Below are 14,558 nucleotides of genomic sequence, written 5' to 3'. Positions count from 1 at the left end.
GGGAAGGGGAAGCCCTTTGTCATCGGCCCAGCAGGTTGCGGGCCTGGCTGGCGACCTGCGCCAGCATCGCGGGCGTGATCGCCACCGCATTCTCGGCCCGGTTCACGATCGCGCGGAAAGCGTCGATCGCGCGCTTGTGCTCGCGCTCCCACTCCTGCGTCGCGGCGAGCGGATCGTTGCGGCCGCCCTTGGTGCGGGCGATGGTGCGCAGGAAATCGAGCCGCATCTGCTGGAAATCGCGCGCCAGCCCGGCGACGAGGAGACGCTCCCAGGGATCGGACGGGCTCATCATGGCCGCGCTCGCCTGCGCCCAGTCGAGACCCAGGCCATCGCCGATATGCGTGAAGGCGGCAGTGAGGCGCCGGGGCGCGATGCTTGTCTCGGCGGCCAGCGCAGCCACTCCCACCGCGCCGTCGAGGTCGAACAGCAGCCCCACTTCTGAAACGAGATCGTCCGGCACGCCCGCGTCTGCAAGGCCGCCGCGCAGCTTGCGCGAATGGGCGCGCGTGCGCTCGCGCAGCAGCTCGGCCGTGTCGGTGGCGAGCGCGGAAATGCCTTTCTCCAGCCTCTCGGCCAGTTCGAAGGGCGCCACCCGTCCCGCTCCCGCGCGCAGGAGATCGGCCATGTGGCCCCGCACCGCATTCGCCACCATGTCGAACAGCGTAAGGCGCGCCGTCTCGGCCATGGGCGCGGCTTCCAGTCGCTCCCACATGGCCTCGAGGCCGAACAGCCGGTCGGCCAGCGCGAAGGCGGCGGCGATCTGCGCCAGGTCGACGCCTTCCTCCTCGGCCAGCTCGAAAGGCGTGATGATGCCGAGGCGGTTGACGATGCGGTTGGCAAGCTTGGTCGCGATGATCTCGCCCGCGAGGCGATGGCTCTTGATGTACCTGGCGTACTTCTTCTGCATCGCCTCGGGGAAGGCGCCGAGAAGCACGTCGGTGAGGCTGGGGTCGGTCGCAAGGTCGCTGCGCTCGATCGCGGCCTGCAGGACCAGCTTGCCGCTGGAGAGCAGCACCGCGAGTTCGGGGCGGGTCAGCCCGGCCCCGTCCTGCGCGCGCCGGGCAAGCACGTCGTTGTCGGCAAGGCCCTCGGTCCGGCGGTCGAGATGGCCGCCTTCCTCCAGCGTCTCGATGAGGCGGATCTGCGAGGGCATGACCTGCGCCCCGCCCCGTTGCGCGATCGAGAGGGCGAGCGCCTGGAGGCGGTTGTCCTCGAGCACCAGCGCGGCGACGTCGTCGGTCATCGAGCGCAGCAGTTTCACGCGCGCGCTCTCGGTCAGCTTGCCCGCCCGCCGGGCCGCGGCCAGCGCGATCTTGATGTTGACCTCGTTGTCCGAACAGTCGACCCCGGCGGAGTTGTCGATGAAGTCGGCGTTGATGCGCCCCCCGCGCCCGTCGCTGCCGAGTTGCGCGAACTCGATGCGGCCCGCCTGCGTCACGCCAAGGTTCGCACCCTCGCCGATGACTTTCGCGCGCACTTCGTTGCCGCTGACCCGCAGCGCGTCGTTGGTGGGATCGCCCACCTGGACGTTGTTCTCGGAGGATGCCTTCACGTAAGTGCCGATGCCGCCGAACCAGAGCAGGTCCACCGGCGCCTTCAGGATCGCGGTGATGAGCGCGTCGGGATCCATCTCGCGCGCGTCGATCCCCAGCACCGCGCGAACTTCGTCGCTCAGCGGGATGGACTTCAGCTTGCGCGGGAAGACCCCGCCTCCCTTCGAGATCAACGCCTTGTCATAGTCCTCCCAGCTGGAAACCGGCAGGTCGAACAGGCGGCGGCGTTCCTTCCAGCTGGCGGCCGGGTCGGGATCGGGATCGAGGAAGATGTGGCGGTGGTCGAAGGCGGCCACCAGCTTCAGCGCCTTCGAAAGCAGCATTCCGTTGCCGAACACGTCGCCCGACATGTCGCCGCAGCCCGCCACCTGCACCGGGTCCGCCTGTACGTCGACGCCCATTTCCAGGAAGTGGCGCTGGACGGAGAGCCAGGCGCCCTTGGCGGTAATGCCCATCGCCTTGTGGTCGTAGCCGTTGGAGCCGCCGCTGGCGAAGGCGTCGTCGAGCCAGAACTCGCGCCGCTCGGCAATGCCGTTGGCGACGTCGGAGAATTTCGCCGTGCCCTTGTCGGCCGCGACGACGAAGTAGGGGTCCTCGCCGTCCCGGACGACCACGCCTGCCGGGTGGACGACCTTCTCGTCGGCGATGTTGTCGGTGATCGACAGCAGCGTATCGACGAAGATCTCGTAGCTCGCCTGGCCTTCCGCCGCCCAGGCCGCGCGGTCGCGGGCGGGATCGGGCAGCTGCTTGGGATAGAAGCCGCCTTTCGCCCCGGTGGGCACGATCACCGCGTTCTTGACGCGCTGCGCCTTCATCAGGCCAAGGATCTCGACGCGGAAGTCGTCGCGCCGGTCGGACCAGCGAAGGCCGCCGCGGGCCACGGGGCCGGCGCGCAGGTGAATGCCCTCCACGCGCGGCGAATAGACGAATATCTCGCGCCAAGGCACCGGCTTGGGCAGGCCCGGGACCAGCGCGGAATCGAACTTGAAGGCCAGCGCCACCTGGCCAGCGGGCGCGAAGGCGTTGGTGCGCAGCATGGCTAGGACGATGTCGCGGTAGGCGCGCAGCAGGCGGTCGTCGTTGATCGCGCTGACACCCGCAAGGCCGGTGCGGATCTCCTCTTCCGCCCGCTGGCGCGCCTCGTCCCGGTCGCCTTCGAAGGCGGGATCGTGAAGGGCGCGGAACAGGTCGACGATGGCACGGGTCACCTGCGGCGCGCCCTGCAGCGCATCGACAACCGTCGGGATGCCGAAATGGGTGCCCGCCTGCCGCAAGTACCGGTACCAGGCGCGCAGCCAGTTGACCTCGTTCTGCCCGAGCCCGAGCCCCGGAACGAGGCGGTTGAACGCGTCGTTCTCGCCGGCACCGTTCAAAACCCGGCGCAGCGCATCCTCGATGGGATGGGCCAGCTCGAGCACCTCCTGCACCGGACGCCCGCTGACCGGTTCCAGATAGAAGTCGTGGATCGTGCCAAGGCGCCCTCTCTCGAGCCCGGTCGGCATTTCGGCAAGCACGCGGAAGCCGAAGTTCTCCAGCGCCGGCACCGCGTCGGACAGCGCCAGCGCGCCTTCCGACTGGTAGATCTTGAGCCGCAGGACGTTCTCGGGATCGTCCTCTCGCGTCATGAAGCGCACGTCCCGGTGGGTCTGCGCGCGCTCGGTATCCGACGCTTCGTCCAGCACGATCCGGCGCAGGTACGTGATGTCGAGCGCCGCTTCCGCCGCGCCGTTGTCGCTGCGATAGCCCATCGGGAAAGCGTCGGCGTAGCGGCCCGCGACGGCAGCGGCACGGCCCGGCTCCATCGTGGTCGCAAGCGCCGCTTCCACCGCCTCGGTCCAGCCGCGCAGCATCACCTGCAGCGCATGGTCGAGATCGGCTTCGGACGGTTCGTGCTCCCGCTCGCGCACGTCGAGCGTGTAGCGCAGCATGGCGAGGTTCCCGGCCTCCACATGGAGGCTCCAGTCCAGCGTCTTGGCGTCGGCGGCTTCCTCGATCATCGCCTGGATGCGCCGCTGGACCTGGGTCGAGAGCATGTCGCGCTGGAGCCACACGAAGGCGTAGAGGTGGCGCATCAGCGGCGAGCGGGTGATGACAAGGCGCGGGCGCGGGCGATCGACGAGGCCCGTCATCGTCATCGCAAGCCGCTCGACGTCCGCCTCGCCAAGGCCCATCACCAGATCGTGCGGCAGGCTGGTCAGCGCGTGCGAAAGCGCCTTGCCGGTATGGCCGGTGGGATCAAGCTCGAGCCGCTGCGAGAACGTGGCGAGCTGCCCGCGAAGGCGCGGGACCCGGTCGGGCGCGGCAGCCAGCGCGGCGCTGGTCCACAGACCCGCATGGACCGAAAGCGCGGCGACCTTGCCCTTCTCGATCACGGGAACGAGGAACAGGTCGAGCGGCACGCGGCGGTGAACCGTGGCGATGCGGTTTGCCTTGATGGCGAGCGGGGCCTGCACCGCCCCTTGCGCCAGCTGCTCGTCAAAAGCGCGGAAGGCGCGTTCGTAGCTGGCGTCCGAGAGCAGGTCCTGCTCGTCGTTGCGGCATACGCCAAGAAGGTCGCTCCGGTTGCCGTTGCGTCGGCGGGTGACGTGACCCAGCTGCGTCAGCATGCCGTCTGCGAACCAGCGCAGCAGTTCGGCCCCTTCCTCGTCGTCAATCCGCCCCGCATCGGCGCGCATCGCCTCGACCATGAGCGGCCAGTCGGCGACTGCGGCGCGCACATCGGCGAGCGTCGTCTCGAGCGAGCGCAGCAGCACGCGCCGCTGGCGCGCATCGGCACGGGCGGTCTCGACGTAGATCATCGATTCGCGCACCGTCCCCTCAACGGCATCGTCCGGAAGCCCGGTGAGGCCGCCCTTGGCGTCGCGCTGCACGGAAAGGACCGGGTGCACCAGCCGGTCGATGACGAGGCCGGCGTCAGCCACCGCCGCCGCGACCGAATCGACCAGGAACGGCATGTCGTCGTTCACGATGGCGATGCGAAGGACGCGGCGCTCGCCGCTGACCGAGGCCAGTTCGATCACCGGTTCGCCGGGGACGCGCTGCTGCGCGGCGGCAAGCACGAAAGGCGCGACTTCCTCGATCCAGGCGGACGCGCCGCCCGGGCCATCGGCGATCTCGCCCGGCAGGAGCGCGCCGCACAGATGCTCGACGATCTGCTTGTGAAAAGCGCCGGATGCCTTCGCCCCCCGCTTTTTCGAGGTCCGGGCCTTGCCGGGGACGGTGCGTTCGCCTGCGCTCATTGCTTTCTCCGCGATCTTCGGTGGCTTAGTCGATCCCGCTTCTGCGTCGGGCTTTGCAGCGTCATGACCATATAGCCTGTCACAACGAGACTGCACCCCGCCCGTTCCCCGGCATGGCGAGAGAACGGGCGGGATCGAAGCCGTGCTGCGTCTGCCTGGTGCGACCCGAAGGGCGGCGCGACATGGATTCGCCGCCTTGTAACACGAAGGATGTGGCGAGCAATATTCGTTCAACGACGCGCAAGTAATTTTGCAGCGCTGCGTGACCGAGGCTGAGAAGCCGTTCGGTCAGGCTCCCGCCGCGACCCTTACCGCCGCGATCCGATCGTCCAGCGCGCGGGCGGCGAGCACGAGCGCGCCCATGGGACCTGCATCCTCGCCCAGCAGCGGCGGCACGATCATTCCCGCCAGCCGCTCGCGCGTGCAGTCGCGCAGATAGCCGCCGAGCAGTCCCGGCACGCGGGACACGGCCAGCGGCAGCAGGTGGGGCTGCTTGCCGGTCACGCCGCCGCCCACGACGATCCGCTGCGGCGATACGGTGAGCACCAGCATCGCCAGCAGCTCGGCCAGGTCATGGGCGACGAGTTCCCACACCGGGTCGTCCGCCTCCGCGCGCGAGGGATGCCGGCCCAGCCTTGCCGCCAGCGCCGGGCCGGCGATCAGGCCCTCCACGCAGTCGCCGTGGAAAGCGCAGGTGCCGGCGAAATCATCACCCGGCGCGCGGCGCAGGCGCACATGCCCGATTTCGGGATGGAGCAGCCCGTGCGCAGGCTCCCCGGCGATCAGCACGCCGCCGCCAAGTCCCGTGCCGATGGTGAGGTAGACGAGGCTCTCGCACCCCCGCCCCGCGCCGAAGCGATGCTCGGCCAGCGCCGCGCCGTTCACGTCGGTGTCGATCGCGACCGGGCAGCCGAGCGCGGCGGCAACCGGGCCGGACACCGCCGCCCCGCTCCAGCCGGGCTTGGGCGTGTCCAGCATGAAGCCATGGTCCGCCGCCTCGCGCGAGACGCGCACCGGGCCGAAGCTGGCGATGCCCACGGCATCCACCGGCTTGGCGTCGCGCCAGCCCTGGATGGCGTCGATCGCGCGGTCCAGCGTCTCGGTCGGCGTGGTGGTGGGGAACTCGATCCGCTCGTCGATGCGGCCCTGCGCACCCAGGACGACGACGGTCTTGGTGCCGCCCAGTTCGATCCCCGCCAGCTTGTGCATGTCGATCACCCGTCCTTCAGCGTGGCCCGATGCCCATCCAGACGCAACCGCAGGAACGGGGCGAAGGTTCCGCCAAAGTGCGCGCGCCCGGCCGGCTTGGCGCTCGCCCCGGCGTCGCCGAGCCCCCAGTAATCGACGAAGCTGGCGACGCTGAGATCGGGCAGGACCCACCAGCTGTAGGCCTGGAACGGCTCGCCTGCCGGGTTGGCGAAGACCAGCCCGTGCCCGTTCAGCAGCGCCCAAGGACCTTCGATCCGCTCGGCCACGGCTCCGTAAAGGCCGGTGGGCGCCGTTATTCCCGGAGCGAAGACACGGGCCTGCGTGGACCAGAACAGATAGAGCAGCCCGCCGTGCGCCACCACGTGCGGACGCTCCAGCTCGTTGTTGACGCCTGCCGCGTCGACCAGCGGCGGCAGCTTGGCGAAAGCACCCTGCCCATCTCTGCGCCCATCCCTGCGCGCGCAGCCGATCACGCCGTTGTAACGATCGAGCTGGCGCGCCGAGGACGCGGTGAAGAGGAGATACTCCTCCCCCTCCTGCGTGCGCCAGGTGGCGGGATCGCGGAACGCCTTGATCTCGCCCAGCCGGCCCACGCCTTCGTGCCGGCTCATGTAGATGAGGTCGAGCGGGACGGCGAGCTCGACCGGTTCGGACCAGGCCGTGAATACCGCATCGTCCTGCCCGGCCAGCCGGCTCGTCGCCGAGAACAGGCGCTGCTGGAACGTCGCGGCGCTTTCCCCCCGGCTGCCTGCCGCCGTGAAGAAGAGCGTGACCTCGCCCTCCCGGCAAAGCGCCGAGCCGGACCACTCCCGGCTTCCGGGGGTGAAGCCGTCCGGGAAGGTGGGGCCTAGATGGACGAAGCGCTCACCCGTGCGGTGGAAGTGGTGGATGCGGGCAAGATCGTGGCGTTGTTCCGGATCGTCCAGCGCGGGCGCGGCCAGCGCGAACCAGAGCTCGCCGCCGCGCCAGGGGACCGGCGCGCCCTGCTCGTCCGCCAGCGGCCATGCGTCCCACACGTCGAGGTCGTCGCTGATGCGCCTCACTTCGGCCGGCCCGATCACGGGTGCGCGCGCGAAGCCGCCATCGGCCAGCGCCTGCAGGTCCGAGGCGGACCATCGAAGAGTGGGGGCGGGCCGGGCCGGGGCGGATCTCGAGCTCATCGGCCGTGTCGTACAATCGTTTGAAAAACGATGTAAATGAAAATCATGCAAGCGAGAGGCATTTCGCCAAGTGCCGGCATGGCACGCGGGAATATACGCTAAGTCTCTGTACTGAGGAGAACTTCATAAGCGGGCGCGTGCAATCGATTCTTCACGTGCATGGCCTGAAATAGTCGATAGCAAGGCCGAACGGATCCTCGAAAGATGACGATGCCCGACAGCCTTCGACCACGCATTTCGCTGATCCGGATCGTCGAGATGAACATCGGCTTCTTCGGACTGCAGTTCAGCTTCGGACTGCAGCAGGCCAACATGGGGCCGATCTACGCCTATCTAGGCGCGTCCGAAGCGATGATGCCGCTGCTCTGGCTCGCCGGTCCGGTTACGGGCCTCGTGGTCCAGCCGCTGGTGGGCGCGATGAGCGACCGGACGCTGTCGCCGATGGGCCGGCGCACGCCCTACTTCCTCGTCGGCGCGGTGCTGTGTTCGGCGGCGCTGCTGCTCATGCCCGGTTCCAGCGCGCTGTGGATGGCCGCCAGCCTGCTGTGGGTGCTGGACGCGGGCAACAACGTGACGATGGAGCCTTACCGCGCCTATATCGCCGACCGGCTCGCACCCGACCAGCGTGTCACCGGCTACCTCACCCAGAGCGCGTTCACCGGGCTGGCCCATACCGCTTCCTATCTCGCCCCGTCGCTGCTGGCCGGGATCGTGGACAGGCACCTGCTGGGCCCCAGCGGCATTCCGGAGATCGTCCGCTGGGCCTTCATCGTGGGCGCCGTGCTCTCGATCTCGACGATCCTCTATTCCATAACCCGGGTGCCCGAGCTGCCGCTGGACCCGGAGACCCGCGCAGCGATCGCGGGAAGGCCCGCCACGTTCGGCGCGACGCTGCGCGAGGTGGCCGCGGCCATGGCCGAAATGCCGCGCCCCATGCGCCAGCTGGCAGCCGCGATGTTCTTCCAGTGGTACGCCATGATGGCCTATTGGCAGTACATCGCCTTTGCCCTCTCCCGCTCGCTCCACGGGACGACGGACCCCGGGTCCGACGCGTTCCGGGATGCCGCGCTTACTGCGCAGCAGTTGGGCGCGCTCTACAACGCGGTCGCCTTCCTGGCGGCGCTCGCGCTCATCCCGGCAGTGCGGCGCGCAGGCGCAAGGCCGGTGCATGCCGTGTGTCTCGCCGCCTCGGGGCTCGCGATGATCGCCGTCCCCTCCACAACCTCGGGAGGGGTTCTCGCGCTCTTGATGGTGGGGATCGGCCTTGGCTGGGCGGGCATGATGGGCAACACCTACGTCATGCTGGCAGAGGCGATCCCGGCGCCCCGCAACGGGATCTACATGGGCATATTCAACATGTTCATCGTCATCCCCATGCTGGTCGAGAACGTGACGATGCCGCTCATCTACGAGCCGCTCCTTGGCGGTGACGCGCGCGGCGCGCTGATGCTTGCCGGGGCCTTCATGCTCCTGGGCGCGCTTGCCACCCTGCTCGTGGGAAAAGGCGGGGGGGGGCCGGACCGGCGCCGGGCGGGGGGCGGCAACTAACTGAACAAGTTACTTCCGGCAGGGCGATCCGGGTGATAAGGGTCCGGGCCTATGGAGACTGGGGCGGGCGAAGACATCAAGGGAACCGGCGGCACGGACATGTCCGGCCCCGACGTGGAAGTGCGCACGCTCGCCGATCTCGCGCGGGTGGCAGGCGTCTCGGCAGGCACCGTCTCGCGTGCGCTGGCGGGCAAGGAACTGGTCAACACGGAAACGCGCGAGCGTATCCAGGCGCTGGCCCGGCAATACGGCTTCCGGCCCAACCAGATGGCCAGCAAGCTGCGCTCGCGCCGCACCGGCGTCATCGGCGTGGTGATCCCGCTGGGCCACGAAAAGCGGCAGAGCATCTCCGACCCGTTCTTCCTCACCCTGCTGGGCCATCTGGCCGACCAGCTTACAGAGAGCGGCTATGACCTGATGCTGAGCCGCGCCATCCCGGACGGCACGTCCGACTGGCTCGAGCGCATCACCGGATCGGGCATGGTGGACGGCGTGCTGGTGATCGGCCAGTCCGACCAGTCCGACCTGATCGACCGGGTAGCCGCGCATTATCGCCCGCTGGTGGTCTGGGGCAACTACCGCGAAGGGCAGGTCCACTGCGTCGTCGGCACCGACAACGAGATCGGCGGACGGATCGCGGCGGAGCACCTGATCGCGAGCGGAGCGAAGCGCCTCGCCTTCCTGGGCGACACCACCGGCATCGAGATCGCCATGCGCCATCGCGGCGCGGCGGCGGCGGCGAAGGATGCGGGGCTTTCGCTCACGCATATTCCCGTCAACCTCGCCAGCGCCGAGATGGGGCCGCAGATCAAGGCCGCGCTCGGCATGCCCGACGTTGATTGCGACGGCTTCGTCTGCGCCTCCGACCTGATCGCCATGTCGGCGCTGCGCGTGCTTTACGAGACCGGTCGCGCCGTGCCTGACGATGCGCAGATCGTGGGCTTCGACGATCTTCCCATGGCCGCGCAGACGATGCCGCCGCTCACCACCATCCGGCAGGAGATTGCCGAGGGCGCGCGCGTCATGGTGGAGCGGCTGAAGGCGCGGATCGAGGGCGAGAGCACCGAAAGCCTGGCCATGGCGCCAAGCCTCATCGTGCGCCGCACCACCCGCAGGTAAACCTTTCGCGCCGCTCGCTGCGGGAAGGCGCACCCGGGGCTCCGCGCTGCCCGGCACTGGCGCTTTGCGGCATGCTTCCCATATCGGTGCGAACCGCGGGAGAACCTGCATGTCGCGCCGTCTGTTCCTGCCAGCCCTGCCAGCCGCCGCCCTGCCAGCCGCCGCGTGCCTCGCCGCGCTGGCGTTTGCCGCCTGGCCGGAGCGCCCCGCCGCCGCGTTCCCTCCGCCCCCTGCCGAGAAGCCGGTGCGTGGGCAGCAGGTCGCCGTGCTCGCGGGAGGATGCTTCTGGGGCATCGAAGGTCTGTTCGAGCATGTGCGCGGCGTGAAGTCGGTAACGGCGGGCTATGCCGGCGGCGCGCGCAAGGACGCCAACTACCGCGCCGTGGCAAGCGAGAAGACCGGCCATGCCGAAGCGGTGCGCGTGGTCTACGATCCCGCGCAGGTAAGCTATGGAACGCTCCTCAAGGTGTTCTTCTCGGTGGGGCACGATCCCACGCAGGTGAACCGCCAGTTCCCCGATGTCGGCCCCAGCTATCGCTCGGCCATCTTCCCGCAGGACGAAGCGCAGCGGCAGGTCGCGGTCGCCTACATCGCCGCGCTCGGCCGGGCGGGCGTCTACCGCAAGCCTGTCGCCACGCGGATCGAGACCGGCGCCTTCTACCCGGCGGAAAGCTACCACCAGGACTTCCTGCGCCGCAATCCGACCAACAGCTACATCCGGCGCTACGATGCGCCCAAGCTCGCCGCTCTCAGGAAGACCTGGCCGGCGCTCTACCGCAACTAGATCGCCATCCCCGCCGCGCGCGCGCTCGCCCACGCCCACTGGAAATTGTAGCCGCCAAGCCAGCCGGTGACGTCCACGGCCTCGCCCACGGCATAGAGGCCGGGGCACTTGCGCGCTTCCATCGTCTTGGACGACAGTTCGGCAGTGTCGATCCCACCGACCGTGACTTCGGCCTTGGCGAAGCCTTCCGAGCCGTCGGGCACGAATGGCCAGCGGGCAAGCCGCGCCTCGGCAGCGCCGAGCGCCTTGTCGGTGAGCGTTCCGATCTCGCCCTCGAGCCCGAGCCGCGCGCAGAGCGCATCGGCGAGACGCTCGGGCAGGCCCTCGCCCATGGCCTTGCGGAAGGACTGGCGCGGACGTTCGCGCTTGGCGGCCCTGAGCCAGCCTTCCGGGCGGTCGGGCACGAACTGCGCGGTCACGGTGTCGCCGCGTTTCCAGTAGCTCGATATCTGCAGCACGGCAGGGCCCGAAAGGCCGCGGTGAGTGAACAGCGCGGCTTCGCGGAACGCGGCCTTGCTGCCGCTGGCGCGTGCGACGATCTCGGTTGAGACGCCGGAAAGCTCCCGGAACAGCGCCTCCTCGGCCGGCAGCGTCAGCGGGACCAGCGCGGGCCGCGGCTGCACCACCTTGAGGCCGAAGCGGCGCGCCAGTTCATAGGCGAAGCCCGTGGCGCCCATCTTGGGGATCGAGGGACCGCCCGTCGCGATCACCAGCGCCGGGGCGCTCGCCACCTGCCCGCCATGCTCCACGCGGTAGCGGCCATCGGCGTAGTCCACCGCTCCGATCGCTTCCCCGCATCGCAGCGTCACGCCGCCCTTGGCGCACTCCTCCAGCAGCATGGCGACGACCTGCCGGGCCGAGCCGTCGCAGAACAGCTGCCCCAGCGTCTTCTCGTGCCAGGCGATGCCGTAAGCCTCGATCAGGCCCAGGAAGTCCGTGGGCGTGTAGCGGCTGAGCGCGGACTTGGCGAAATGGGGATTGCTCGCAAGATAGCGGTCGGGCGCGGTGTGGATGTTGGTGAAGTTGCACCGCCCCCCGCCCGAGATGACGATCTTGCGGCCCGGTTCCGGCGCATGGTCGAGCAGCAGCACGCGCTTGCCGCGCTGCCCGGCGGTGGCGGCGCACAGCAGCCCGGCGGCCCCGGCGCCAAGGACGATCGCGTCGTATTCGCTCACGCCGGTACGAGGTCCAGCGCCAGCGCCTCCGCCACGCGGATGCCGTCTACCGCCGCGGAGAGGATGCCGCCCGCATAGCCCGCGCCTTCGCCCGCCGGATAGAGGCCGCGCGTGTTGAGGCTCTGGAAGTCGCGGCCTCGGGTGATCCGCAAGGGCGAGGAGGTACGCGTTTCCACGCCGGTCATCACCACGTCGGGATGGTCGTAGCCGGGCACCTGCCGCCCGAACACGGGCAGCGCCTCGCGGATCGCCTCGACCACATAGTCCGGCAGGCAGGCCGAAAGGTCGGTCAGGTGGACGCCGGGCTGATAGCTGGGCACCACCTCGCCAAGCTCCGTGGAGGCGCGGCCCGCAAGGAAATCTCCCAGCTTCTGCCCGGGCGCGCGGTAGTTCGATCCCCCCGCGACAAAGGCCAGCTTCTCGAACCGGCGCTGAAGCTCGATGCCGGCGAGCGGGTGGCCGGGGAAGTCGCGCTCGGGCGTGATGTCGACGACGAGCCCGGAGTTGGCGTTGAACTCGGCCCGCGAATACTGGCTCATGCCGTTGGTGACGACGCCGCCCTCCTCGCTTGCGGCGGCGACCACGCGCCCGCCCGGGCACATGCAGAACGAATAGACGGTGCGGCCGTTCTTGGCCTTGTACGAGGTTGCATAGGACGCCGCGCCGAGGATGGGATTGCCGGCGCAGGGTCCGAAGCGGGCCTTGTCGATCCAGCTCTGCGGATGCTCGATGCGCACCCCGATCGCGAAGGGCTTGGCCTCGATGAAGACCCCCCGGTCGTGAAGGACGTGGAACGTGTCGCGCGCCGAGTGGCCCACGGCCATGATGACATGCTCGGTCGGCAGGAACTCGCCATTGGAAAGGTGCAGGCCGGTCAGGCGCCGCGTTCCATCCTCGTCCTCGCGGATCGCCAGATCGTCCACCCGCGTGTCGAAGCGGTATTCGCCGCCAAGCTGCTCGATCGTCTCGCGCATCGACATCACCATGGTGACGAGGCGGAACGTGCCGATGTGCGGATGCGCCTCGGTGAGGATATCCTCCGGCGCGCCCGCCTTCACGAATTCGGTGAGGACCTTGCGGCCGAGGTGGCGCGGATCCTTGATGCGCGAATAGAGCTTGCCGTCCGAGAACGTGCCCGCCCCGCCCTCGCCGTACTGGACGTTGCTTTCGGGGTTCAGTTCCGAGCGCCGCCAGAGGCCCCAGGTGTCGCGCGTGCGTTCGCGCACGGCCTTGCCGCGCTCGATGATGATCGGCTTCAGTCCCATCTGCGCCAGCACGAGCGCCGCCAGCAAGCCGCACGGACCCGCGCCGATGACGACGGGGCGCGGACCGTCGTACCCATCGGGTGCGCGCGTCACGAAGCGATAGGAGGTGTCCGGCGCGGGGCGGACGTGCGGGTCGCCGGCAAATCGCGCGAGCACCTCGGCCTCGTCGCGGACCGACACGTCGAGCGCGTAGACCAGCTTGATCGCGTTCTTGCGCCGCGCATCGTTGCCGCGCCGGAAAACACTCACCCGCTGCAGGTCGGCGGGCGGGATGGCGAGGCGCTGGGCGACTGCCGCATCGAGGTCGGCGGCGGTGTGGTCGAGAGGCAGTGCAAGATCAGTCAGGCGAAGCATGCCCGCGCCTTTATACGCTCGCAGGCCGCAGCGCCATGGCTGGCGCGCATGTCCGGTGCGCGGAGTGGATCTCGCCCCAGCACGCCAAGGCCGGATTCGGTGTGGGCGTCGGCGGTGCGACGGTTCAGAGCGGGACCGGCGAGGCCAGCCCGATCTCCGAGAAGTAGCGCGCCATGGCGCCGGCGGCCTTGTCGCTCAGCGCGATGAAGGCGCGGCGGCGGTCGGCATTGTCGCTGACCCTTGCGAACAGCCCTGCGTCCACCATCTGCCCGATCCAGCGCAGCGCGGTGGTGGGCGGGACGGCGGCGGCGATGCACAGCGAAGTGACCGACACCTGCTTTTCCTCCACGCGGGCGGCGGCAAGGTCCAGCAGCATGTCCCAGGCTGGATCGGCGAAAAGGTCAGCGTCCAGGAAGCGCGCGCGCAGCTGGCGCTGGCGGATGATGCGGCGGATGAGCTTGGCATCGGGCAGATGGTCGCCCCCGGTCCCGGGAAGCGCCGCCGGGGCGGGATGGGCGCCATGCGCTGCACTGTCGCCGCCTGTGGGCACCTGCGCACCCGAACCGCGCGGATCGAGCCGGTCGATCCGGCCAGCGATCTGGCCCACCTGCTCGGTCAGGCGCAGCAGCATCAGGCGGTCGTCGTCGGAGAGTTCGCGCAGGCGGCCGGAGGGAAAGCCCGCCAGTACCTGACCCAGCGCGATGACCCGCTCCGCCCGGTCGGGATCGACGAGCAGGATGGGAGCGGACTGGTCCATGCACGCGAAAACGTCTTCCAGCGCTTCGGTGCTGGTCGATACGATCAGCCGCGCCTCGCCGCTCCGGGCCCGCATGTCGAGGCGCGAAAGCGCGGCAAGGGCAGCCCCGTCCACTTGCGGGCAGTCCACCATGACGACATCGCCGAGCGAGCGGTGCGCACCTTCGGCAAGATCGGCGAGCGGGCCTGCCGAAGTGACGGTGAGGCCTGCCGCCTGCGCGTCCTCCTTCAGGGTAGCGCGCAAGTGCGCCCGGTCTGAATAGATCGACAGCGCCACCGACATGTCGCCCGACCCGCCGGACGCCTGCCCATAGACGAAGTCGGCTTCAGAATGGAGGTCGCGCATGGGTGTTTTTCCGAATCCGTGTCCGGCATGGAACAGAATTGGAACGGTGA

9 protein-coding genes are annotated in these 14,558 nt (G+C 69.3%); 3 read left to right on the top strand and 6 right to left on the bottom strand.

Annotated elements, in window-relative coordinates; translation table 11 throughout:
- Positions 1 to 19: 19 nt before the first annotated feature.
- The 3 genes from GR702_RS07540 to GR702_RS07530 all read right to left on the bottom strand — a co-directional run bounded on the left by GR702_RS07540 (position 20) and on the right by GR702_RS07530 (position 7,161).
- A complete protein-coding gene (locus GR702_RS07540) occupies positions 20 to 4,792 on the bottom strand; it encodes an NAD-glutamate dehydrogenase domain-containing protein (protein WP_160985354.1) in 4,773 nt (1,590 codons plus the stop codon).
- Positions 4,793 to 5,080: 288 nt separating this feature from the next.
- Positions 5,081 to 6,001 (bottom strand): ROK family protein, encoded by a 921-nt coding sequence (locus GR702_RS07535; RefSeq protein ID WP_160985475.1) that lies wholly within the window; start codon positions 5,999 to 6,001, stop codon positions 5,081 to 5,083.
- Between the two features lie 5 nt (positions 6,002 to 6,006).
- Complete coding sequence (locus GR702_RS07530; protein WP_160985353.1) at positions 6,007 to 7,161, bottom strand: glycoside hydrolase family 68 protein; 1,155 nt, start codon at positions 7,159 to 7,161, stop codon at positions 6,007 to 6,009.
- 210 nt (positions 7,162 to 7,371) lie between these two features.
- On the opposite strand from GR702_RS07530, the gene GR702_RS07525 reads away from it, so the two are divergent.
- The 3 genes from GR702_RS07525 (at position 7,372) to msrA (ending at position 10,612) form a co-directional block, all read left to right on the top strand.
- On the top strand, positions 7,372 to 8,709 hold the full coding sequence (locus GR702_RS07525; protein WP_160985474.1) for an MFS transporter: 1,338 nt from the start codon (positions 7,372 to 7,374) through the stop codon (positions 8,707 to 8,709).
- A gap of 51 nt (positions 8,710 to 8,760) precedes the next feature.
- Complete coding sequence (locus tag GR702_RS07520; protein ID WP_160985352.1) at positions 8,761 to 9,828, top strand: LacI family DNA-binding transcriptional regulator; 1,068 nt, start codon at positions 8,761 to 8,763, stop codon at positions 9,826 to 9,828.
- 109 nt (positions 9,829 to 9,937) lie between these two features.
- The gene (msrA, locus tag GR702_RS07515) at positions 9,938 to 10,612 is read left to right on the top strand and encodes a peptide-methionine (S)-S-oxide reductase MsrA (RefSeq protein ID WP_160985351.1); all 675 of its coding nucleotides are present in this window, start codon (positions 9,938 to 9,940) and stop codon (positions 10,610 to 10,612) included.
- On the opposite strand, the gene GR702_RS07510 is transcribed toward msrA, so the two are convergent.
- The 3 genes from GR702_RS07510 to GR702_RS07500 all read right to left on the bottom strand — a co-directional run bounded on the left by GR702_RS07510 (position 10,609) and on the right by GR702_RS07500 (position 14,508).
- The gene (locus GR702_RS07510) at positions 10,609 to 11,787 is read right to left on the bottom strand and encodes an aminoacetone oxidase family FAD-binding enzyme (protein WP_160985350.1); all 1,179 of its coding nucleotides are present in this window, start codon (positions 11,785 to 11,787) and stop codon (positions 10,609 to 10,611) included. The two genes, msrA and GR702_RS07510, sit on opposite strands and share 4 nt — an antisense overlap.
- A complete protein-coding gene (locus tag GR702_RS07505; RefSeq protein ID WP_160985349.1) occupies positions 11,784 to 13,406 on the bottom strand; it encodes an NAD(P)/FAD-dependent oxidoreductase in 1,623 nt (540 codons plus the stop codon). The genes GR702_RS07510 and GR702_RS07505 overlap by 4 nt, the downstream gene beginning before the upstream one ends.
- Positions 13,407 to 13,530: 124 nt before the next feature.
- On the bottom strand, positions 13,531 to 14,508 hold the full coding sequence (locus GR702_RS07500; RefSeq protein ID WP_160985348.1) for a helix-turn-helix domain-containing protein: 978 nt from the start codon (positions 14,506 to 14,508) through the stop codon (positions 13,531 to 13,533).
- Positions 14,509 to 14,558: the final 50 nt, after the last annotated feature.

It is taken from the genome of Novosphingobium silvae, assembly GCF_009856825.1.
Taxonomy (GTDB): domain Bacteria; phylum Pseudomonadota; class Alphaproteobacteria; order Sphingomonadales; family Sphingomonadaceae; genus Novosphingobium; species Novosphingobium silvae.
This window is presented reverse-complemented; position numbering and strand designations above follow the sequence as displayed.

Coding starts and splice junctions, on each gene's coding strand:
- GR702_RS07540 (WP_160985354.1), bottom strand. CDS start 4,792: ATGAGCGCAGGCGAACGCACCGTCCCCGGCAAGGCCCGGACCTCGAAA.
- GR702_RS07535 (WP_160985475.1), bottom strand. CDS start 6,001: ATGCACAAGCTGGCGGGGATCGAACTGGGCGGCACCAAGACCGTCGTC.
- GR702_RS07530 (WP_160985353.1), bottom strand. CDS start 7,161: ATGAGCTCGAGATCCGCCCCGGCCCGGCCCGCCCCCACTCTTCGATGG.
- GR702_RS07525 (WP_160985474.1), top strand. CDS start 7,372: ATGCCCGACAGCCTTCGACCACGCATTTCGCTGATCCGGATCGTCGAG.
- GR702_RS07520 (WP_160985352.1), top strand. CDS start 8,761: ATGGAGACTGGGGCGGGCGAAGACATCAAGGGAACCGGCGGCACGGAC.
- msrA (WP_160985351.1), top strand. CDS start 9,938: ATGTCGCGCCGTCTGTTCCTGCCAGCCCTGCCAGCCGCCGCCCTGCCA.
- GR702_RS07505 (WP_160985349.1), bottom strand. CDS start 13,406: ATGCTTCGCCTGACTGATCTTGCACTGCCTCTCGACCACACCGCCGCC.
- GR702_RS07500 (WP_160985348.1), bottom strand. CDS start 14,508: ATGCGCGACCTCCATTCTGAAGCCGACTTCGTCTATGGGCAGGCGTCC.